General features: G+C 58.5%; 18 protein-coding genes. 12 read left to right on the forward strand and 6 right to left on the reverse strand.

The window, feature by feature from the left end; all coding sequences use genetic code 11:
- Window positions 1-63: 63 nt before the first annotated feature.
- Window positions 64-798 (reverse strand): hypothetical protein, encoded by a 735-nt coding sequence (locus QP324_RS00410; RefSeq protein ID WP_239277905.1) that lies wholly within the window; start codon window positions 796-798, stop codon window positions 64-66.
- Window positions 799-914: 116 nt separating this feature from the next.
- Between QP324_RS00410 and QP324_RS00415 the strand changes: the two genes are divergently transcribed.
- From QP324_RS00415 to QP324_RS00425, 3 genes are all read left to right on the forward strand, one after another.
- Entirely contained in the window at window positions 915-2618 is a 1704-nt protein-coding gene (locus QP324_RS00415; protein WP_239277906.1) for a carboxylesterase/lipase family protein, read from the forward strand.
- A gap of 81 nt (window positions 2619-2699) precedes the next feature.
- Window positions 2700-3548 (forward strand): hypothetical protein, encoded by an 849-nt coding sequence (locus tag QP324_RS00420; protein ID WP_005323497.1) that lies wholly within the window; start codon window positions 2700-2702, stop codon window positions 3546-3548.
- 174 nt (window positions 3549-3722) lie between these two features.
- Window positions 3723-4565, forward strand: a complete 843-nt coding sequence (locus tag QP324_RS00425; protein ID WP_284813832.1) for a hypothetical protein — start codon at window positions 3723-3725, stop codon at window positions 4563-4565.
- On the opposite strand, the gene QP324_RS00430 is transcribed toward QP324_RS00425, so the two are convergent.
- Entirely contained in the window at window positions 4562-5080 is a 519-nt protein-coding gene (locus QP324_RS00430) for a hypothetical protein (RefSeq protein WP_239191617.1), read from the reverse strand. The genes QP324_RS00425 and QP324_RS00430 overlap by 4 nt on opposite strands.
- A gap of 112 nt (window positions 5081-5192) precedes the next feature.
- On the opposite strand from QP324_RS00430, the gene QP324_RS00435 reads away from it, so the two are divergent.
- Together QP324_RS00435 and QP324_RS00440 are read left to right on the forward strand one after the other, a co-directional pair.
- Window positions 5193-6428 carry an MFS transporter gene (locus QP324_RS00435; protein WP_284813834.1) on the forward strand — a complete coding sequence of 412 codons (1236 nt, stop codon included), beginning with the start codon at window positions 5193-5195 and terminating at the stop codon, window positions 6426-6428.
- Window positions 6429-6609: 181 nt separating this feature from the next.
- Entirely contained in the window at window positions 6610-7806 is a 1197-nt protein-coding gene (locus tag QP324_RS00440) for a hypothetical protein (RefSeq protein ID WP_284813836.1), read from the forward strand.
- A gap of 4 nt (window positions 7807-7810) precedes the next feature.
- Here the strand turns inward: QP324_RS00440 and QP324_RS00445 are convergent, their stop codons facing one another.
- On the reverse strand, window positions 7811-10243 hold the full coding sequence (locus QP324_RS00445) for a DNA cytosine methyltransferase (RefSeq protein ID WP_284813838.1): 2433 nt from the start codon (window positions 10241-10243) through the stop codon (window positions 7811-7813).
- A gap of 298 nt (window positions 10244-10541) precedes the next feature.
- On the opposite strand from QP324_RS00445, the gene QP324_RS00450 reads away from it, so the two are divergent.
- Both QP324_RS00450 and QP324_RS00455 read left to right on the forward strand, forming a co-directional pair.
- Window positions 10542-11888 (forward strand): YjiH family protein, encoded by a 1347-nt coding sequence (locus QP324_RS00450; protein WP_284813840.1) that lies wholly within the window; start codon window positions 10542-10544, stop codon window positions 11886-11888.
- Window positions 11889-11935: 47 nt separating this feature from the next.
- Window positions 11936-12424, forward strand: coding sequence for a hypothetical protein (locus tag QP324_RS00455; RefSeq protein WP_284813842.1), 489 nt, complete (start codon window positions 11936-11938; stop codon window positions 12422-12424).
- 37 nt (window positions 12425-12461) lie between these two features.
- Here QP324_RS00455 and hutG read toward each other — a convergent pair whose 3' ends face one another.
- Window positions 12462-13394 carry a formimidoylglutamase gene (gene hutG / locus QP324_RS00460; protein WP_284813844.1) on the reverse strand — a complete coding sequence of 311 codons (933 nt, stop codon included), beginning with the start codon at window positions 13392-13394 and terminating at the stop codon, window positions 12462-12464.
- 63 nt (window positions 13395-13457) lie between these two features.
- On the opposite strand from hutG, the gene QP324_RS00465 reads away from it, so the two are divergent.
- From QP324_RS00465 to QP324_RS00475, 3 genes are all read left to right on the forward strand, one after another.
- Entirely contained in the window at window positions 13458-14201 is a 744-nt protein-coding gene (locus QP324_RS00465) for an IclR family transcriptional regulator (RefSeq protein WP_284813846.1), read from the forward strand.
- Window positions 14202-14279: 78 nt separating this feature from the next.
- Complete coding sequence (gene hutH / locus QP324_RS00470) at window positions 14280-15833, forward strand: histidine ammonia-lyase (protein WP_284813848.1); 1554 nt, start codon at window positions 14280-14282, stop codon at window positions 15831-15833.
- 73 nt (window positions 15834-15906) lie between these two features.
- On the forward strand, window positions 15907-16497 hold the full coding sequence (locus QP324_RS00475) for a flavin reductase family protein (protein WP_284813849.1): 591 nt from the start codon (window positions 15907-15909) through the stop codon (window positions 16495-16497).
- On the opposite strand, the gene QP324_RS00480 is transcribed toward QP324_RS00475, so the two are convergent.
- The gene (locus tag QP324_RS00480) at window positions 16480-17265 is read right to left on the reverse strand and encodes an SGNH/GDSL hydrolase family protein (RefSeq protein ID WP_284813851.1); all 786 of its coding nucleotides are present in this window, start codon (window positions 17263-17265) and stop codon (window positions 16480-16482) included. The genes QP324_RS00475 and QP324_RS00480 overlap by 18 nt on opposite strands.
- A 188-nt stretch (window positions 17266-17453) precedes the next feature.
- Between QP324_RS00480 and hutU the strand changes: the two genes are divergently transcribed.
- Both hutU and hutI read left to right on the forward strand, forming a co-directional pair.
- Entirely contained in the window at window positions 17454-19130 is a 1677-nt protein-coding gene (gene hutU / locus QP324_RS00485; RefSeq protein ID WP_284813853.1) for a urocanate hydratase, read from the forward strand.
- Window positions 19131-20300, forward strand: a complete 1170-nt coding sequence (hutI, locus tag QP324_RS00490; protein WP_284813854.1) for an imidazolonepropionase — start codon at window positions 19131-19133, stop codon at window positions 20298-20300.
- On the opposite strand, the gene QP324_RS00495 is transcribed toward hutI, so the two are convergent.
- A complete protein-coding gene (locus QP324_RS00495; protein ID WP_284813856.1) occupies window positions 20297-21142 on the reverse strand; it encodes a hypothetical protein in 846 nt (281 codons plus the stop codon). The two genes, hutI and QP324_RS00495, sit on opposite strands and share 4 nt — an antisense overlap.
- Window positions 21143-21269 lie beyond the last annotated feature (127 nt).

The raw sequence follows: 21269 nt of genomic DNA on the forward strand, positions 1-21269 counted from the left end.
CATACCCCTAAACTCACTATGTTAGGGGTATCAATAGCCCCACTTAACGGTTCCCGGCTACCCCTAGGCTTGGGTGAGGGGAGAAAGCTGCTCGCCGGCATGCTCGATGACCTGCTTGGCCAACTTGCGGTTGGCGGTGGTGCCCAGCACGGCGCCGATGCCCATGGGCATGAGCTTGCTGATCCACGCCCACTTCAGGCGCTTGGTGATTTGCTTGGTAAAAAGCTTGGTCAAGCGGCCGTTGATGCCAGACAGCGTCGGGCCGGAGAAGCGGGAGAGGCTAGCGGCCGAGCGCATGCCCGCCACGCTATTGAGATCGCCCACAAAGGTATCCACCAAAGCGGAGCCCTTCGAACCGGTCAGCACCACAAGTACAAGGGCGCGGCGGCGCTCGGGGGACTTGATGTCATCGCCACGCAGGTAGGCCGAAGCCAAGATGTACCACGCGGCCGCCTCCAAGAAGACCACGGATTCGCCGGCGATGGTAGCTGTGCCGGTTACCAAACCGACACCAGGGATGGCAGCGGAAGCACCGGCGGCCGCACCGGTGCCGGAGGTGATATTGAGGAAGTGCTTGTCAATGAGCTCCTGCAGCTGCTGCGGGCTCGCGTCTTTATTGCGCTTCTTTAAGTTCTCGACGTACTTGATAATGACGCCGGACTGCACGGCCACTGCGCGGTCCAAGGAATTGAGGAGCGCGGAGGTAAAACGGTTGGTATCTTCCGGATCGATGTCATAGGTATCGATGGTGTCGACCTCGGCGGAGTTGTCCTTTTTGTCTTTAGTAAAGAAACCCATGTGTCCTTCTCTTTTGCTAAAAATTATCTGCGCCCAGCATAGTAAAGGCTCTATTTATGCGCCGCCGCGCCGCTTTGAGATCGCCGAGGGCGTGCAAGCAACCTAAGCTAGTGAGTATGGTTACGCCGCACGAGAACAACCGCGATTCCGGGGGTTTCCCTCTGGAAGAGTCTTCCGCGGCGGCGCGCCTGAAAGCGGAGCAGGCCCACGAACGCGCCCGCCGCGCGCACGAAGAGGCCCAAAACGCCCTGGCCGATGAGCTCACCGTCCGCACTACCTCCGGGTGGGTGCGCGGCGTTATAGAGGAGGACCTGCGCACCGATCGCCCCATTAGCGCCGGTCCGGTGCTCACTTGGCGCGGCATCCCCTTCGGCGATACCACCGCCGGGGACAACCGCTTCCGCGCCCCGCAGCCCGCACCGGCTTGGGATGGCGTGCGTGATTGCAGCCAGTTCGGACCACCGGCCCCGCAGCCCACGTATTCCTGGACCGACCGTATTATCGGCTCCGAGAACTGCCTGCACCTCGACATCGTGCGCCCGCGCACCGAAGAGAAGCTTCCCGTGGTGGTCTACCTGCACGGAGGCAGCTTCATTATGGGCTCGTCCCATATGCTCATGCTCCGCGGCTTTGAGCTCGCCACTCGCATGGACGTGGTCTACGTATCCATTAACTTCCGCCTCAACTCCCTGGGCTATTTGGATTTGCGCAGCCTGGGCGGCGACTGCAGCGCTAACCCGGCGGTGGCCGATCAGATTCTGGCGCTGCAGTGGGTGCGCGACAATATCGCGGCCTTTGGCGGCGATCCTGATTCCGTCACCCTCATGGGCGAATCGGCCGGCGGCGCGGCGGTTCTCACCCTTATGACGAGCCCGCCCGCGAAGGGCCTATTCCACCGCGCCATTGCCCAGTCCCCGCCGATTGCGATGATCCATTCCCGCGCCCAGTCCACCTTGTGGGCGCGCGAGCTGGTCCACCGCATGGCCTTGCCCCGGCGCACCTCGGTGGAGGACCTGCGCCAGGAGAACTTTGCCGATCTGGTGCGCTCGGGTCAATCCATGATGTGGCGGGCCGGCGAGCTCATTCACCTCAATTCCTGCTACGCGCCCACGGTGGATGATGAGCTCATTCCGGAACACCCCATCGCCGCCTTTGAAAACGGGCATCAGCACCAGATTCCGCTGCTCATCGGCACGAACTCGGACGAGGCTAGTTTTGGCAAATTCCTCTTCCAGCGCCAAAGCTCCCGCGAGCGCGCCGCCTTGCGCCTTCTGGCTTCCTTCGATCCCCAGCACGCCCCCGAGGTCGTGGCCGCCTATGACGGCGCGGTGGCCCGGGAGGACTTTGCGCACCTGCTTGCCGACGCCCTCTTTTGGGCACCCTCCACCCGCATCGCCACCGCGCATGCGCAGGCGGCACCAACGTGGATGTATCGCTTCGACTTCGCCTCTGCCGTGCTCAAGTGGCTGGGCCTAGGAGCCATGCATTCGATGGAGCTGGGCAATGTCTTCGGTGACCCTTACTCCTCGCGCGCGTCTTTCCTTACCAATTGGGGCTCGCGTGCGGAGATGGAAGAACTTACCGCCACCATGCAGCAACACTGGTCTGCCTTCATCCATGGCGGCCGCCCGGAGATGAGCTGGCCACGCTACGGGTCCACTCAGCGCGCCACCATGATCTTCGATGCCGAGGCCTATATTGAGCATGCGCCGCATGAGCTCAAGCGACAAGCCTGGGAGGGATACCACATGTTGGAGTGGGGAAGTGGGCGCCCGGAGCTGGTGAGATCTTTGGGCTTCCAACCATCCGGGTGGGAATAACGGTAGACTCCACAGTGACCGCGGGCGGCGGCTTGCCTACCGTGGGAACCTCTGCTTCCGAAGGATGGATTTTAAACCACCATGAGCTTTTTCGAAGATATTGCTTCTGCATTGGATGCCGAGGGCATCGAGTCCCGCGTCAACGACGACGTCATGTTCGTTCCAATCACCTCTGATCTGGAAATCCAATTTATTGAAATCGATCCGCTTCTCCCCGCCGCGAACGTCTACATTGCCGCGGCGGATGTTGATGAAGACGATGAAGAATTTGAGGCAGTCCTTGTCTCCGTCGCCTTCTCTGTAGATGATGCCGTGGAGGCGGTGTCCCGCCACATCGCCACCGACCAGGTGGTCACCGTCCTGCGTGACCTGCTGGAGGGCACCGATGAGCGCATCGCGGAACTAGAATTTGCCCAAGATGAGCTCAACCCGCACCTCGTCGTGGCTGAAGTGGCCAATGACTCGGAGCTGCGCGTGCTCGTGGAAACCATCGACGGCGTCCCGTCCGCCATCGTCCGCTTCCTCGCCTTTGACTTCGACGAAGACGATCTCGATGACATGGAGGATGAGGCAGTCGCCCTCGCCTGGGAAGTGGACGAAGAGGATGAGGACCTCGACGAGGCTGACCGCCTTGCTCTCTTTGATAACGCCGAGTTTGATGACGTTCCCATCGTGGAGGTTCCCGCCGAGGCCCTTGAGCTTGGCACCTACACCGACTTCGATCGCCTCTTTGATGTCCTAGGCCTCGTCTCCGAGCAGGCCCTGGACTGGGAAGCACAGCTCGTTTCCTTCGATGACGAAGACTACGAAGAGCCCGATGTCTACGACATCTTCGGCGAAGACGACGAGGACGAAGACGAGGACTTCTTCGACGGCGACGATGCCGACCTGGACGACGAATCCGCCGCCCCCGCAGCCGACGAAAAATAATCCCCGCCTCCCCATAGCCCAGCCCCGCCGCCTTCCGCGGCCGGGCTGGGCCTTTCCCGTTTTAGGGGCCCTTTTGTGTTGCTACTTTCGCGCGCCGCCAATTAGGCTTTAGGGCGTCCCCAGCCTGCAGCTGGAAATCCGCCCTAAACCTAGCCTTGTGAGGAGGAGAAGACCATGGCGATGACCCGCGATACCACGTGGCGCTACGTCTTTGTTGTAGTAGCCGTGGCACTCTCGCTTGCCGCGTGGTTATGCACCGTCTTTGGGGTGTACTCCACGGTAAATATGACTTTCGAGTCCTACCTGACCGCCAGCGTCTGGGTCCTCCTCCTAGCGGCCGCGGTGCTGCTATATACCTCGCAGCATGGGCTGGTGCCTAACTGCATCCTCCTGTATCCGATCTTCGGCGCCTCCATCAACCTGCTGTTGGGCTCGTTGACGGTGCGCACGCAGGTGCCGATGTTCTTCGATGCTGTCGGCACCGCCATCGTCGCCATCATCGCCGGTCCCGTGCTCGGCATGGCCACGGGGCTTACCACCACCGTATTGGGCGGAGCGTACTTTGCCTATAATCTCGCCTTTGCGCCCGTAGGTATCTTTATCGGTGCCGCAGTAGGCCTGCTGGCTCGCCGCGGGGTATTCAACAAGCTGTCCTGGATCATTTTCTCCGGCCTCGGAATAGGCATCGGCTCCGGCGTGATGAGCGTGTACGTACTCATCTTTTCCTTCAGTGGTCACCCACGCAAGGGGCCACAAAACCTCACCAAGTTCTACGAGATGATTTTCCAAGACGAGCGCCTGGCCATCATCTTGCAGGGCCTTACCTCGGACATTTTGGATAAGGTCTTTACCGTCCTCATCGCCTGCTTGGTCCTGCGCTTTATGCCAAAGGTAATTGCCCGGCACTACACGGTGACCTTCAACCACGAGGTGATGAGGAAGGTGCTCCACGCGCCTGACCCGCATGCAGAGTCAGACGCATCTGCGCAGTCAACACAACAGCGCGCGACCGCCTAGGCGGCTTGGCTGAAGCCGGCGAAGAGCGACTCGGGGGAGTGGACCGGCTGATAGGAGCTATCCACGAGCCACACATAAGTGGCATTCGGGCCACGGGAGACCTCGTGGACTGCACCTACCATCTCTGCCGGCACGAGCGTGCGCACCCAGCCCTCGGCCACGGCCGGATCTACCGGCTGACCAAAGTTCTCGGTAATGCGGATGGTGATCAGATAGGCAGGAATGCGGTCTTGCCCAAAGCCGCGCACGCGGGCCTTCACGCGCGCACCCACGCGGTGGCGGGTAATGCTCATGCAATACTCTCCGCCCGGTCCACCGGCGGGCGTCGGCAGTTGCTTTATCGGTGGGCGCCAGGTGGGAGTGGGGCGCGCCAGGGAGCGCGGATGGTGCATGATGGCAGCGATGGAATTGATGGTGTCATATTCGTGGTAGAGCAAGTCCGCCGCAATCTCGGAAGCGGACTGGGGTAGGTTCATTGCGGTGGGCTGGGGAAACTTCTTTTGTACGTTGTGCATGGCCATCACACTAGAACCCAACGCGGACACAACCCCACCACAAACAAACGTTTGTTCGAACATAAACCGCAAATGGCTTTCCCTGACACCAAGGATTAGAGTTGCAGCCGATATGATGAATACACGCAGTGGGGAAGTAGAACACGAGGAAGCGCCCAAGATTCCGCGCGAAATCTGGGTCATGGTTACCGCCGCCTTTATTATCGCTTTGGGCTATGGCCTCATCGCCCCGCTGCTTCCGCAGTTCGTGGTGAGCTTCGATGTCTCCATGGCTGCCGCGGGCCTTGTGGTCTCCATCTTCGCCGCTTCGCGCCTTATCTTCGCGCCCATGTCCGGCACGCTTGTGGATCGCGTCGGCTCGCGCCGCGTTTATCTCATCGGGCTCATGACCGTCGCGGTGACCACGGGCCTAGTCTCCATCGCCCAAAGCTATTGGCACATCGTGGCCCTGCGCGCCCTAGCCGGCATTGGCTCGACCATGTTCACCGTCTCTGCCATGGGTCTGATCGTGCGCATGTCCCCGCCGACGATTCGCGGCAAGTGCTCTGCCACCTACGCCACTGCCTTCCTGCTCGGTAACGTCGCCGGCCCCGTTCTTGGTGCCAGCTTGTCCTTCCTGGGGTTCCGCTGGCCATTTTTCATCTACGGCGTGGGCGTGGCGCTGGCCGCGTTCGTCGTCTGGTGGCAAATGCCCCGCGTCAACCACAAACAAGCCAGCAAGGATAAGCTGCCACCCATGCGCCTGCAGGAGGCCTGGGGCGATACCGCCTATCGCGCGGTGCTGACCTCCAACTTCGCCCATAGCTGGATCAACATGGGCGTGCGCGTATCTGTCCTGCCGCTTTTTGCCGCTTCCATCTTCCACAATGGCGCGGCCGCCTCCGGCCTGGCGCTTGCAGTCTTTGCGGCCGGCAACGCTATCGTGTTGCAGTTCTCCGGCAAGTGGTCCGATATCCACGGCCGCAAACCACTTATCCTCATCGGCCTCGTTGGCTCCGCCATCTTCATGGTGCTTATGGGCATGGCCACCAGCGTGTGGTTCCTCTTGCTCGTCTCCGCCTTCGCCGGCGCCTCTTCCGGGTTAATCAACCCCTCCCAGCAGGCCGCGGTGGGCGACATCGTGGGCAATGACCGCTCCGGCGGCAAGGTGCTTTCCACCTTCCAGATGGCCGGAGACTTCGGCCAAATCTTGGGACCTATGCTCATTGGCCTGCTTGCCGACGCCTCCGGCTTCCCCCTCGCCTTCACCGTCTGCGGTGCCATCGCCTTCATCGGCATCATTGCCTGGGCATTCGGCCGCGACCCGCACGCCGGGGTGGGGAATAAGCCGAAGCGAGTGGCGAATTAAGGTTTTATATATCGATAAGATTCAGTGATGCGAGGTTAACTGTGTTGACGATTTTCTACTCATGTTGGTTGTAGTTTCTAAAATGTATGTGAACAACCTGTGTGGCAGGTATTCTCAACACGTAACGTGAAGCAGCAGATTCTGAAATAGTTGAAGCTTTCAAGAAAGGTGTGCAATCCAGATGAGTGAGCTCGAACAGTACCTAGAAAGTCAGATCACTAAGCGGGGCGACGACTATGTGCGATTTGCCGATCAGAAACTTGCGTTTGATAATCTGCATTTCATCTCGAAGTCAATTGACCTTGCATTTCCAAAGAATGATCAATGCTTTACGACCACAGATCTTCGAAAATCTAAGTCTCTTGACCAAGTGGTAACTAAGCTTTACGGAAAGCCCTCCTTGGAAGATGAAAAAGCTGCTAACGAATATGATAAATTCTTAGGTCAAATTATGTCGGCCATGACCGTAGCCGGAATTCTTTCGCGTGAGAAGCTTGGTCGTGGGCATGAGTACCGGGTCTCGGACCGTGAGATGCTGCGTCTTGTTGCACGTAGTGAAGTAGATGCTCTGGATTTCCTCACAGAATATCTTGAAGCCTACCTAAAGGTTAATGGGTGGTGGCACAATCTCGAGACGTATTTCAACTCAAGTCAGACGCAACTCGATTACCGAAAGCTGAAAGGAGATTTCGTCTTCTTTGGCATTGAGAAGCTAAAGTTGGGCTCAAAAGGAAGTAAAAATCCCGCAACTGAGGCAGGGCGAATTTTTCAGAAAGTTCTAAATCCACTTGCACTGAAATATGGCGCATACGGATCGCAAAGGGGGAGAGTAATGAACTCGGTCCCTAGCCGATTCGATCTAGAATACAATCGGCCAAACTTTCGGGACTTAGCAAACAAGAAGCCCAAGCATATCACGCGAAAAGAGTATTTGGCAGATATGAATGAGCAGGCTGACAGGTTACCTCCTCAAAAGGACATGTCTTCGGCAATGAAGCTAGTTCGCGATTATCACAATGGTGTTCCCGAGATTCCGGATGCCACCGGGCAGCGTGCGACAAATGTTCATCATATGTTCCCAAAGTCCGGTTTCCCAACAATTCGAGACACTCCAGAGAATTTGATTGCACTAACTCCCGGACAGCATTTCGGAGAAGCTCACCCAAACGGCAACACTTCTGTAGTGGACGAGATTTATCAGAGGACCTGCCTAAATCAAAAACTCACCTCTGTGCTTCGTAGCGAATCTGAAAACGATGGTATGTACTCCCTGGAACGATTTGCTTATGTTCTCGAAGTAGGATTCGGAATGGACGAAGTTCAGCCGACCCCAAGAGCTTGTAGGGAAGCAATCGCGGCCGGCAGAATTGGTTCCTAGAAAACTATTGGCGGGTCGGTACTCCCCACCAGAACACTAGAGACTTATCGATATTGATCGAACGTGTAGCGAAGTTGCAGGCAATTCTGTAAAACTTTTGGAATTCTACAGAATTGACGAAGTTGAGAAATCTTTCTTCCTCTGATCTCGAGAGATTGCCGAGGAGAACTGCGCAGGATCCTTCGGGGACAGTTGTTCCATCAGCTTTATAGCTGGCGGCTCTAGGGTAGTAAGATAGGTTAGGAGCTAAAAAAGAGCTTTGAAGTTTAGAACTGCTTAAAGCAGTCAATGCGCTTTCAGCGATTTCAGGCCTTACGAAATAGTCCTGATCTGTACTAACGAGTTCCCCTTCGGCGGATATGTTTTTACCGCGAATAACTCTCACGCCAGTTTCGGTCGCGTATTTTTTACTAATTTTACGATCTCGCCATGCGGATAGCTGGCCCGTGTTGAGTCTGCTCCAGACTTCATCAAATTGTTCGTCTCGGTAGATAATCCAACTTGGAGCCTCATTCGGGCAGATATATGAATTGCAGGAGTACAAATTTAGCTTGAGCGGCCAGGACTTGATCGTGACGGGTGACTGACCTGGATCCCCCGCGCTGGTGGATATCCCAATCCCTATAGTTTCCACTAGAACATCTGGGAACGCTAGCTCCCCGAAGTCGGTTATCCAATCAATGGAACAGTCAGCGTTAATGTGATTTCTCAAGGTCTGGTAGTGGTGCGCATGCAGCAAGGCTTTGGGAAAAACAAACGCCACCTGCTTTGCGCTCTTCAGAGTTTTGAAAAAGAAGTTAGTCGCGATTTCCGTATAGGCTTCGTCCGGGTTTCGGGGATTTCTTGGTGACCGGCCAAAAGGTGGATTTCCAATTGCGAGGTCATATTTCTGATCGAGCTGTGTACGCAGAAAATTTTCAAATCGCATATTCAGCTTCACATTCTTCACCTGGTGCCGAAGTTGACCGAACTCTGCTTCCAAGGTGCGGTCGATATCAAAACAGTCGACAGTTGCCCGAAAAGCATTTGGAAATCCATCTAATACCGCAGCAAATACACCAAGGCCGCAGGAAGGCTCGAGAACTGATATCGGTCGCTTGCTCTTTTCGAATTTGAACCAAGCTCTTTTAATAGCTGCGAATGCTGGAAGCGGCTGGGTGTAATAGGCTGAAAGTCGCTTTTGGGCGTTTCGGTCGATTTCCCGGTATGCGCACCATTGTGAAATTGTCGTCCATTCACTGTTGGCTTTTCGCTTCGGTTTCTTACGAGATATTTCCATGTGCCCCAAAAGATGCTGCTTGACGTTTGCAGCAATCGATTGGGTGATAGGTACTGGTATCGCTTCTCCCAGGCACTGTCGAATGTTCGTGTCGTGAGGTTTCAAGAGCGAGACGTCGGAATTTCTATTTGCTTCTTCCTGGTTTGAGAACCATCGGAAGTCCTCGGGCAGGCCCATCATTCGCATCAACTCTCGAATGCTGAAAACGCGGTCATCGACCGGGTGTACCGTGTTCTGACTGGCTAATATGTCATTTCGAGTGTGTACACAAGGTGCTGTTGCGTCCCAAAAAACTCGTCGATACTTATCTGCATTCTTCTGTGCATTTGGTACCCTCTTCCCATCGATGATGCGGTGGGGTCGAAGTTCAGGATTGCTGTTCTCGAAAGCTGATTGTCCTTCTTTAAGTGGTGTAATCCATGGGCGCATTCGAGGGTCGTATTGTCTAAAAGAATGGAGAACATCCCCCTCTTTGCACTCGCCCATGTGCTCCAGTCTGGGTAAATCGCCAATTAGCTGTCTCAGCGTAACCTGGTCACTCTTTTGGGGGAATAAATCGAGTGGAGTGACCCAGGGGATATCGTTCCGAACTCCGATGGTGATCGATCGTTTCCTGCTGGACGGAGATCCGTATTCCTGGAGTTTAAGCGTTTGTGAATAGAATTCGTACTGAGGACCCAGGATTCGGTCGATTTCCTCTCCGATGGGTCTGTTGCTTCCATCGAGTCCTGTGCAGGTGGTTTTAATGAATGCTGGAACGTTTTCAAAGACAAACACAAGCGGAACAATATCTGCGATGGCCTTAATTGATTGAACTACTAGAGAGTTTCGCTTGAGTTCGTCCTTTTTCTTGTGGTTGGCCACAGACATTCCTTGACAAGGTGGAGTGGCTATGATGAGAGTTACTGGTTGCTTGTGTTTTTCCTCCCAGTTCCGTGCTCGTGAAAGTACTTTTTCATACAGGTGGTCCTGGAGCAGGTCGCCGCAGATAAGGTCTTCGGTCTTCGCGATATTATTAAGGCGCTGGACTTCTAGGCGTTTTGAAAGGAGTTCGGCAGACGCGATGCAGTCGAACTCTTCGAGCTTGAATCCTAAATCTCCAATTCCTCCTGAGCTAAAGAGGCTGATATAGCTGGGGTGAGGGGCAAGTTTGGTCATTATTCTCACAGTAGCGGAAGGGGAATGTTTTGTGCAATATGTAATAGTTCCTTCAACTTCTGTGACCAGGATATATAGTGAGAAATTTACTGGTGTGCTCTCTTTGGTGGCCGGTGCCTTAGGTGCAATATTTTGGGATTCACTAAATCGGCTTGCTAGATCCGATGATCGTAAGTCTTTTTTGGATCGTCAAGATCTAGACAGCGCGCTGTTACTTAGATAACATATCCCCAATGTTCGCGTAAGGCTGTCACGCGGGCTTGATTTTTGTATGCAAGCTTGAGGAGACGGTTTTACTGTGACTTCTACCGAATCTGTCTATACCTCTCACCAGAGCCATGACGGGGAGATCCCGCAGCCTGGGGGACGGTGGAAACTCTTTTTATATAGCGCCATTGGCGCGTTCGTATTCTTCCTGCCGGTGACGTACCAGGATAAGCGCTCCATTCCTTTGGACCACATGGTCACCATGGTGCGCGAAGGGATTCCGGCGCTGGTGCCGTGGATTATCTTTGCGCTTGCGGTCTATGGCACGGTGCGCAGCTTTACCACCGGCGCGTTCAAAGAAAGCGTATTGCAGGCGGTCTTTGCGGTGCTCAACATTGTGGGCGCGGTGGTCTCCTTCCTTATGGTCATCGATGCGCTGCCGTGGGTGTTGGGCGATGAAGACCTGGTGCCGTTCCTGTGGAACTCCATCGCGATTCCGGTTGGCCTCATTGTGCCTATCGGTGGTGCGTTCCTAGCGTTTCTCATTGGCTTTGGCCTGCTGGAATTTGTTGGCGTGCTCATGCAGCCCATCATGCGGCCGCTGTGGAAGACGCCGGGGCGCTCCGCCATTGACGCGGTGGCCTCGTTCGTGGGCTCGTACTCGCTTGGCATTTTGGTGACAGACCGCGTCTATCAAAAGGGCGGCTATACCGGGCGCGAGGCGGCCATTATCGCCACCGGCTTTTCGACGGTCTCTGCGGCCTTCATGGTCATCGTGGCTAAGCAGCTTGACCTGATGAAAATCTGGGGTACCTACTTTATTGTCACGCTCATCGTGACCTTTGTGGTGACGGCCATTACCGTGCGCATTCCGCCGCTGCGCACCATTCCAGATGAGTACTTTGCAGAAGCACACCCAGACCCGGAAAAGCCGGTGGAGGGCTCGCGAATTAAGAACGCGTGGCGGGAAGCAATGCTGGCACTGCAGCGCGCGCCGTCCTTGTGGGAGTCCATCTGGGAGAACCTGCGCGATGGCGTGCGCATGGCGGCGGCCATCGTTCCTTCCATCATGTCGGTGGGCCTTATTGGCCTACTGCTCGCGCGCTTTACGCCCATCTTCGAGTGGATTGGCTACCTGTTTTATCCGTTCGCGTGGGTAGTGCAGCTGCCGGAGCCGGTACAAGCCGGCAAGGGCGCGGCCATGGGTATTGCGGAGATGTTCCTGCCCGCCACCGCAGTGGCAGGCAGCGACAGCATGGTGCTCAAGTTCGTCATCGGCGTGGTGGCAGTCTCCGCCATCATCTTCTTCTCCGCGCTGGTGCCGTGCATCTTGGCTACCAAGATTCCGGTGAAGCTCACCCACCTGGTCATTATCTGGTTTGAGCGTGTAGCGCTGACCATTCTTATCGCCACGCCGATTGCCCACCTGCTGTTTTGATAAGTTGAACCCAAGACGGGTAAGAGGATCGATATCGCTGGAGGGCAATGATGCTTATAGCCACTATCGCAGCTGAGGTAGCTTTCTGGCTTTGCTTAGTGGCTGGCTGCCTCTTGCGCTACGTCTTTAATCAGCGCAAACTTGGCTTGATACTTATGGCCGCGACCCCAATCATCGACCTGCTGCTCTTGGTATTTTTCTATGTGAGCCTGAGCCAAGGCGGTAAAGCCGAGTTCATGCACGGCTTCGCGGCCTTTTATATTGCTTTCTCGGTTGTCTTCGGCAAAGACATTATTGGGTTCGTCGACCAGAAAGTTTCTGGCGCCAACCCTCGCACAGGGCCTAAAGATGACCAGCGCAGTTTCACACAGTGTGTCCTCGCAAGTGTTGGCGCAGCGCTTTTGCTGTTAATAGGAATTGTGGTGACTGGCTTAGCGGGTAGCTTCTGGCTTGTCTACTGGCTCATCGCCGTTGCCTTTACTCCCGCTATGTGGTGGGGAGTCCAACGTTGGATGAGTAAGAAAGCTACCCGATAAACTGCAGGGCCCAGGTAAAGCCCAACGCCGTTGGCGTTTAGCTAGTGAGGTGGGCCGTGACGATGTCATCGATAAGCCGCGCCGCTGCCTTGGCGGTGCGGTTATCTATGTCAAAGGTGGGGTTAAGCTCAACGACGTCCACCAGGGCCAGCTTGCCCGTTCGCGCAATAGCCACGGCCATGGCGCGGATGCGCTCATAACTGACGCCCAGGGACGCCGGTGCGGATACGCCCGGCGCGGTGGACGCTGGCAAAACGTCAAGGTCGATAGATAGATGGACCTTGTCCTTGCCCTCCGTGGCGCGGGCGGCAAGCTCGCCGCATTCGGCCGGGGAGAGGTTCACCAGCTCTTCGTCCAGGGTGATGGCCACGCCGAGGGACTCGGCCTCGTCGAAAAGCACCGCGGTGTTATTGGGGCGGGAGATGCCCAGCACGGTGTAATCGAAGTCATCGGTGAGCTCCGAAATCTGCTTGAACGGGGTGCCGGAGGTGGCTTGATCGGCGCGGCGCAGATCGAAGTGGGCGTCTAGGTTGATGATCTTGGTGGCGCCCACCGCGCGGTAGAGGCCGCGGTGGGAGCCAAAGGCGGTCTCGTGACCGCCGCCCAGAATGATGGGGAGGGTGCCGGCTTCGACGAGTTCCTGCACCTTATCGGAGAGCGCATCGTGGGCGCCTTCGAGGTCGTCGGCTTGGGTGGTGATTGTGCCGGCGTCGGCAAGCGCATGCGCATGGTGTACCGCCAAGGAACCCAGCGCGGAACGCAGTGCGGCCGGGCCTGCGGCTGCACCCTGGCGGCCGCCGTTGCGCAGCACGCCCTCATCGGAGGCAAAGCCCACCAGGGTTACCGGGGCGGGGGAGTCGGTGGACTGATTGATAACGCTATGCCAGCGGGCATGCTCTGGGCCCGGGCCATCGGAGCGGCCGGACCATTCGGGGGCGGGGGTGAAAAGTTCAGCTTTTTCGGTGTTCATGGTTACCGAGGGTAGGCAAGAACGCGGGATATGGCAGGGAAATTCTGCCTACAATCACTAAGTGTGAGTACAAATCGAGTTCCAGCGGCCCGTCACGCGTTAGAGATTCTTAAGTTGCTATCGACGATTGACGTACCAATTTCTGCTGCCAGGATACAAGGTGAACTGGGACTGCCACGGTCATCTACCTATCACTTGCTAGCGGAGATGGTGGATGCCGGCTTTGTGGCGCACTTGCCGGAACATAAGACATATGGGCTGGGCCTTGCGGCCTATTCCATGGCTTCGGCCTATGTAACCCAACAGCCTTTGGTGCGAATGGCTACTCGGGACTTGGAACGGTGTGCGGATCTGGTGGGTGGATCGGGGCACTTGTCTCGTATGGCTGGATCGGAAATCTTGTACTTGCAGGAGGTCCGTGCCGCAGAGGCAATCTCTTTGGTGACCGAGGTTGGTGTGCGATTGCAAGCGCATAAGACAGCTTCCGGGCGCGTAATGCTGGCGCATCTTCCTGACGCGGAGGTGCGCGCCGCATTCGATACCGCGGGTGGTAGTGGCTTTTCTGCTTTGAAGGAGCGCTTGCGGTTGGTGGCCGCGCGGGGTTGGGACCAAGAGGTGGAGGAAATTACCCGCGGCCAGGCTTCTGTAGCGGTCCCTATTCTGGACCATCTGGACCGCCCAGCGGCGGCGGTGGCGGTTACGTATCCGGTAGGGACGCCAGATGCAAAGGTGGATGGCGCCATTCGGGCTCTGCAGGAGGTGTCAGACAAGGTGGCGGGGAAAATGTACCGCAAACGAAGAAAGTGATGTAGCATACATCTATCGCGTTGGGTTGTTGCGCGACACATTTTTGATTATCAATCCCTACTCCAAGGAGTTTTTGCCATGCCTAACGCCTATCCATCCACCGTGACCGTAAACGTTGGTGCGCTGAGCATCGAGGACGTCGTTGCCGTTGCCCGCTATGGGGCGAAGGTGGAGATTGCGCCCGAGGCTCTCGAAGAAGTGGCCGCGACCCGCGAGCGCGTGGAAGAACTGGCACAGGATCCCACCCCGGTCTATGGCATTTCCACCGGCTTTGGTGCACTTGCCCGCCGCCATATCCCGGAGGAGATGCGCGCCCAGCTGCAGCTTTCCCTGGTGCGCTCGCATGCTGCGGGCACGGGCCCGGAGGTGGAAGAGGAGGTTATCCGCGCGCTCATGCTCCTGCGCCTGTCCACCTTGTGTACCGGTCGTACCGGCGTGCGCCCCGTGGTGGTAGAAACCTATGCCAAGGCACTGAACGCTGGCATCGTTCCGGTGGTGCGCGAGTACGGCTCGCTCGGCTGCTCTGGCGACTTGGCGCCGCTGGCTCACTGCGCGCTGGCCCTGCTGGGCGAGGGCGAGGTGCGTGTCAACGGCGAGCTCAAGGATGCGGGCGACGCCCTGGCCGCGGCCAGCATTGAACCGCTGCAGCTGCGCGAGAAGGAAGGCCTTGCGCTTATTAACGGCACCGATGGCATGCTCGGCCAGCTCTGCCTGGCCATTACTGACCTGCGTGCGGCCGCAAAGACCGCCGATATTGCCACCGCCATGACCGTGGAAGGACTGCTCGGCACCCTCGTGGTCTTTGCTGATGACCTGCAGCAGCTGCGACCGCACCCAGGCCAGGCCGATGCCGCAGCGAATATCCTCCAGGTGGCTGAAGGCTCGGAGATCCTGGAGGCCGCGCTTGAGGAGTTCAAGAAGAACCAGGTGCAGGATGCTTACTCCGTGCGCTGCGCCCCGCAGGTTGCCGGCGGGTTCCGCGATACCCTGGCCCACACCGTCCAGGTGGCGGAGCGCGAGCTCGCCGCCGCGGTGGATAACCCGGTGGTGACCAAGGACGGCCGCGTGGTCTCTAATGGCAATTTCCACGGTGCACCGGTGGCCTATGCGCTCGATTTCCTCGCTATCGTCACCGCGGACTTGGCGTCCATTTCCGAGCGCCGCACCGACCGCTTCTTGGACCCAGCGCGCAACCGCGGGTTGAATGCTTTCCTTGCTGATGACCCCGGTGTCGACTCCGGCCACATGATTGCCCAGTACGCCCAGGCTGGCATCGTCAGTGAGATGAAGCGCCTGGCCAACCCCTCCTCGGCCGATTCCATTCCTTCTTCGGCCATGCAGGAAGACCACGTATCTATGGGCTGGTCTGCTGCCCGCAAGCTGCGCAAGGCCGTCGATGGCCTGCAGCGCGTGCTCGCCGTAGAGATCCTCACCGCCGCCCGCGCCATCGACATGCGCGAGGGCACCCCGGCCAAGGGAACCGGCGCGGTAATTGAGAAGCTGCGCCAGACTGTGGAGGGCCCCGGCGTGGACCGCTACCTGTCCCCGGAGATCGAGGAGACTGTACGCCTAGTCAAGGAGGGCGCTCTTATCGACGCCGTCGAGGACGCTACTGGAAAGCTGCGTGGTTAATATGTCGACTATTTCCTGGCATCCACAGACCGAACCTAACCCCTTGCCATTCTCGCCCTTTAAGGCGAGCACGGTGCCACGACCTATTGGTTGGCTCTCTAGCGTTAATGGCCAAGGGCGTGAAAATATCGCTCCATATAGCCAGTGGCAAAACCTCACCTTCGATCCACCCATGGTGATGTTCTCGGCTAACCAGTATCCGGATGGTCGCCGCAAGGACACGGTCCTCAATGCCGAGGAAACCGGCTGGTTCGTATGGAATATGGCTACCTATGACCTGCGTGAAGAGGTCAATAAATCCGCCCAAGTACTGGATTACGGCGAAAGCGAATGGGATCGCCTTTCCGTGACCAAGGAATACGCGGACAACCACCGCATTCCCATGGTGAAGGAATCGCCAGTGAAGTTCGAGTGTCAGTACAAGACCTCCTTGCGGGTGCCCGGCAATTCCAAGGTGGGCACCATCGACCTTGTGGTGGCGGATGTCAAGACCATTCACATCGATGAATCCGTCATCGATGAGGACGGCAAGCTCGATATCCTCAAGATTAAGCCCATTGCGCGCATGGGTTACTTTGACTACACCGTGGTCACAGAGCGGTTCGAGATGCGCGTTCCCGGTTCCGATGACGCCGCGCGCGCCGGGCTAGAGGGCAGCGCGTAGCTCCTTGGCCATGGCCTGCTGGCCCGCGTGGGTGGGGTGCATGGGGAAGGAATTGGTGTCCTTGCCCGTAAAATCCACCCACGGCGAGGGGGAGCAGGCGGTGTGGTCTAGGGCGGCGTCGGCAAGCACGTAAGTAGCCCCATTGCGCTCGGCGGCCTCGCGCACCGCCTGGTTGATGCGCTCGATGGAGCCTGCCAACCATTCCCGGTCAGTGGCCGGGATTTTTTCTATGTAGGGGCAGGTCTCCCCACGCTTGATCAGCGGAAGGTAGCCGGTGGCGAGGATTTTCGCATTAGGCGAGCGGCGGTGAATCTCCTTGTAAACCTTGTCGAGCCGGCGGGGTAGATCGCGGATTTCCAGGTCAATCTGCGCGCCGGATTCCGCCTGGCAGATATCATCCGTGGCGCACTGGGTAAGGCGCACGAAGCTGGCGTCATTGCCGCCGATGGATAGGCTCACCAGGTCGGTGTCCTCGCGTAGGGCGTCCACCTGGGCGGGGTGCTCGCCGGCCGAGGAAAGTACGTCGAGGGTGCTAGCACCCTGGCAGGCAACATTGGTGAGCTTCGCGCCCATCTCCTTGGCCGCGAGCTCGGGGTAGGAATCCTGTGCGCGCACGCAGGTATTGGGCGGATCTAGTGGCAGCGTGGTCGAGCCCATGGCCGCATAGGAATCTCCCAGCGCTACATAGTGGGGTGGCTGCGGTTCCTCGGCGGGGGTGGAACAAGCGGCGAGGAGGGCCACGGAAAGGAGGGGGATGAACCGACGCATGCAGGCCATCGTAGATCATTCCGCGGGTGTCTCATATACGAGACAGTTCGGGTTTGTGTGGCATGGTACATAGGGCTAGGTCACAGTACCTTGTGGCATGTGACGCTGAACAAGTCCTCGGGGACAGCCCCGGGACACCGGCCTAGGGGGCTTGGGAAGGCGTCAGAAAAGCACGACGAAAGGAAGCCATGTCTCAACCACGCGAAGTACGCGCGCCGCGCGGAACCGAACTGTCCGCCAAGTCCTGGCAGACCGAAGCGCCCCTGCGCATGCTCATGAATAACCTCGACCCGGAGGTTGCCGAGCGCCCCGAGGACCTCGTGGTCTATGGCGGCACCGGCCGCGCAGCACGCAGCTGGGAAGCCTTCGACGCCATCGTTGAATCCCTCAAGGACCTCGAGTCCGATGAGACCCTGCTGGTGCAGTCCGGCAAGCCGGTGGGCATTTGGAAGACCAACGAGTGGGCACCGCGCGTGCTCATCGCTAACTCCAACCTCGTGGGAGACTGGGCTAACTGGGAGCACTTCCGCAAGCTCGAGGATGAAGGCCTCATGATGTACGGCCAGATGACGGCCGGCTCGTGGATCTACATCGCCACCCAGGGCATCCTGCAGGGCACCTTCGAGACCTTCGCGGCCGTGGCCAAGAAACGCTTCGGCGGCAGCCTGGCCGGCACCTTCACCCTGACCGGTGGCTGCGGCGGCATGGGTGGCGCACAGCCGCTGTCCGTCACCCTCAACGGCGGCGCCTGCCTCATCGTGGATGTAGACGAGACCCGCCTGAAGCGCCGTCAGCACAAGCGCTACCTGGATGAGGTTGTTACCGACCTCGACGAGGCCCTCAAGCTGGTCTTGGATGCCAAGGAAAACAAGAAGCCCCTGTCCGTCGGCCTCGTGGGCAATGCCGCCGAGGTCTTCCCGGAGATCCTGCGCCGCCAGCGCGCCGGGGAATTTACCGTAGACATCGTCACGGACCAGACCTCCGCGCACGACCCGCTGTCCTACTTGCCTTCTGAAATCACCATGGAAGACTGGCACAACGAGGCCAAGGCGGATCCGACCACCTTTACCAAGAAGGCGCGCGAGTCCATGGCCGCCCAGGTCCAGGCCATGGTCGAGTTCCAGGATGAGGGCGCCGAGGTTTTTGACTACGGCAACTCCATCCGCGATGAGGCCCGCAAGGTCGGCTACCAGCGCGCCTTCGAGTTCCCGGGCTTCGTTCCGGCCTATATCCGCCCGCTCTTCTGCGAGGGCCTGGGCCCCTTCCGCTGGGCCGCGCTTTCCGGCGACCCAGAGGACATCAAGGTCACCGACCAAGCCCTCAAGGAACTCTTCCCGGACAACGAGCACCTGCACAATTGGCTCGATGCCGCTGAGGAGTACGTCGAGTTCGAGGGCCTGCCAGCACGCATTTGCTGGCTGGGCTACAACGAGCGCCACAAGGCTGGTCTGCTCTTCAACGACCTGGTACGCGAGGGCAAAATCAAGGCGCCGATCGTCATCGGCCGTGACCACCTCGATTCTGGCTCCGTGGCATCCCCATACCGTGAAACCGAGGCCATGCTCGATGGCACCGATGCCGTGGCTGACTGGCCGCTGCTCAACGCCATGACCGCCGTATCTTCCGGCGCTACCTGGGTTTCCCTCCACCACGGCGGTGGCGTGGGCATGGGCCGCTCCATCCATGCCGGCCAGGTCACCGTTGCAGACGGCACCGAGCTCGCCGCGGCCAAGTTGCGCGCGGTGCTCACCAATGACCCGGGCATGGGCGTTATCCGCCACGTCGATTCCGGCTACACTCGCGCAAAGGAGGTCGCCGATGAGCGCGGCGTCCGCATTCCGATGGAATTCAAGGCAAGGGACTAGATGAGCACACTTTTTACCGGCATTTCAGAACTCCGTACGGTCAGCGAGCGTGGCACGCTTAACGACGCCGCCATTATCGCCCAATCCGGCACCATCGCCTGGGTCGGCCCAGCCTCCGAGGCGCCGGCGGCCGACGAAAAGGTGGACTTGGGCGGCCGCGCCGTCCTGCCCGGCTGGGTAGATTCGCACACCCACATGGTCTTTGACGGTGACCGCTCCGCCGAATTCGAGGCCCGCATCTCCGGCGGTTCCTATGAAGCAGGCGGCATCGCCGTGACCATGGACGCTACCCGTCAGGCCGGCACCGACCGCCTAGACAAGCTGGTGGCGGACCGCGTGGCCGCCGGCCGCCGCGGAGGCACCACCACCTTTGAGACCAAGACCGGCTACGGCCTCAATACCGAGTCCGAGGTGGAGGCCGCCAAGGTAGCCTCCCGCCACGTCGATGACGTGACCTTCTTGGGCGCGCACCTGGTCCCGCCGGGAGCGGACGCAGAGGAGTACCTCGACGAGGTCGTTGGCCCCATGCTCGAGGGCGTTGCTCCCTACGTGCAGTGGATCGACGTCTTCTGCGAGCGCGGCGCCTTCAACGAGGAACAATCCCGCCGCGTGCTGGAGGCCGGTAAGAAGTGGGGCCTTGGCCTGCGCGTGCACGGCAACCAGCTGGGCGAGGGCCCAGGCGTTGCCCTTGCCGTCGAACTGGGCGCCGCCTCGGTAGACCACGTCAACCACTTGAGCGACGAGGACGTCGAGCTGCTGGCCAATTCCGATACCGTGGCCACCATGCTGCCGGCGTGCGACCTGTCCACCCGCGAGCCGCTCGCCCCGGGCCGCACGCTTCTCGACGCCGGCGCCACCCTCGCCATCGCCTCCAACCTCAACCCCGGCACGTCCTATACCTCCTCGATGAATTACTGCGTGACCACCGCGGTCCTGCAGCAACACCTCTCCGTCGATGAGGCCATCCACGCCGCCACCACCGGCGGAGCGACCGCCCTGCGCCGCCACAACGTTGGCAACGGCCTCGACCCGCAGGGCCGCCCCGCTAAGGGCACCATCGTGGAGGGCGCGGCCGCGGACCTGCACGTGCTCGACGCCCCCAGCGCCGTGCACTTGGCCTACCGCCCAGGCATGCCACTGAGCTATCGCACCTTTATCGCCGGAGCCTAGCGCTCCTCTAGAAAGGTCGCCGCTATCTGATATAGTCGGCGGCCTTTTTCTTTTGTCATATGCAGCCACGCGTCTTTTTTGCCGATAAAGACCGCCCGCGATCCATCCGGATCTTCTACCATAAAGAGGGTTTCTTCGTCTTGTGCACCATGAACAGTCCATGACTCTGGGTCGTAGAGGCGACGGAAGCGCCCTAGCTCTATCTCTACGTCCGTGCGGGTGATAGCCGGTGGCCGGTAGGGGAGGTTATCGGGGCCGTAGTCCTTTCGCGGTCCTTTTCTTTCTCCGCGCTCAAAGTCGCTATAGAGCTCGCTCACCTGGGCGCGCACCAGCCCATTGTTGTCCTCCGTGGATTCTATGCGCAGGCATAAAGGGTGCCGAGGCCGTGAAGTAAAGCAGGAGTATAGGCGGCCTACCTTAGGCTTATCGACAGCACTAAAAGTCACAAACTTGGCACGAGATGCGAAATCAAACTCCACCGGAAAGTAAGTAGTTTTCTCGTTGTCCACCACGCTGCCAAGGCTAAGAAGCTTAGGACGTGCGGCGTATTCAGTGCGGTGAAAGCGCACTGGATCTAGCTCCACCACATAAAACTCAAAATTGTCCTCCACCTTAGTTATGCGAAAAACGGGGTTTAGGTGAAAGCGGCGGTCTGTAATGTGTACAAACTCGCCATGCTGTGGCCGACGGCTGCGCCTAGTGGGGTAGATCAGGCCCGTAGACAGCGAGGACAGATAAAGATCTACCGGAGGGTCCAGTTCCGTGCTGAACCCTGGATACGAACTTAGCTTGGCACGGATACGTGCTTGGTCGTAAAGGAACCGTGGGCGTGGATGAGACATGAACTGCACCTTAGAAGAAGGACGCGACGCCACGCTTCGGTGTTTTCGAACTGCTTCGAACATTGCAGGAAATCTGGGCTAGGAAAGCCGAGGAGCTGCGCAATGGAGTTTGTGGCTGCAATCGCGT

The organism is Corynebacterium sp. UMB0012, from assembly GCF_030216265.1.
Taxonomy (GTDB): Bacteria; Actinomycetota; Actinomycetes; order Mycobacteriales; family Mycobacteriaceae; genus Corynebacterium.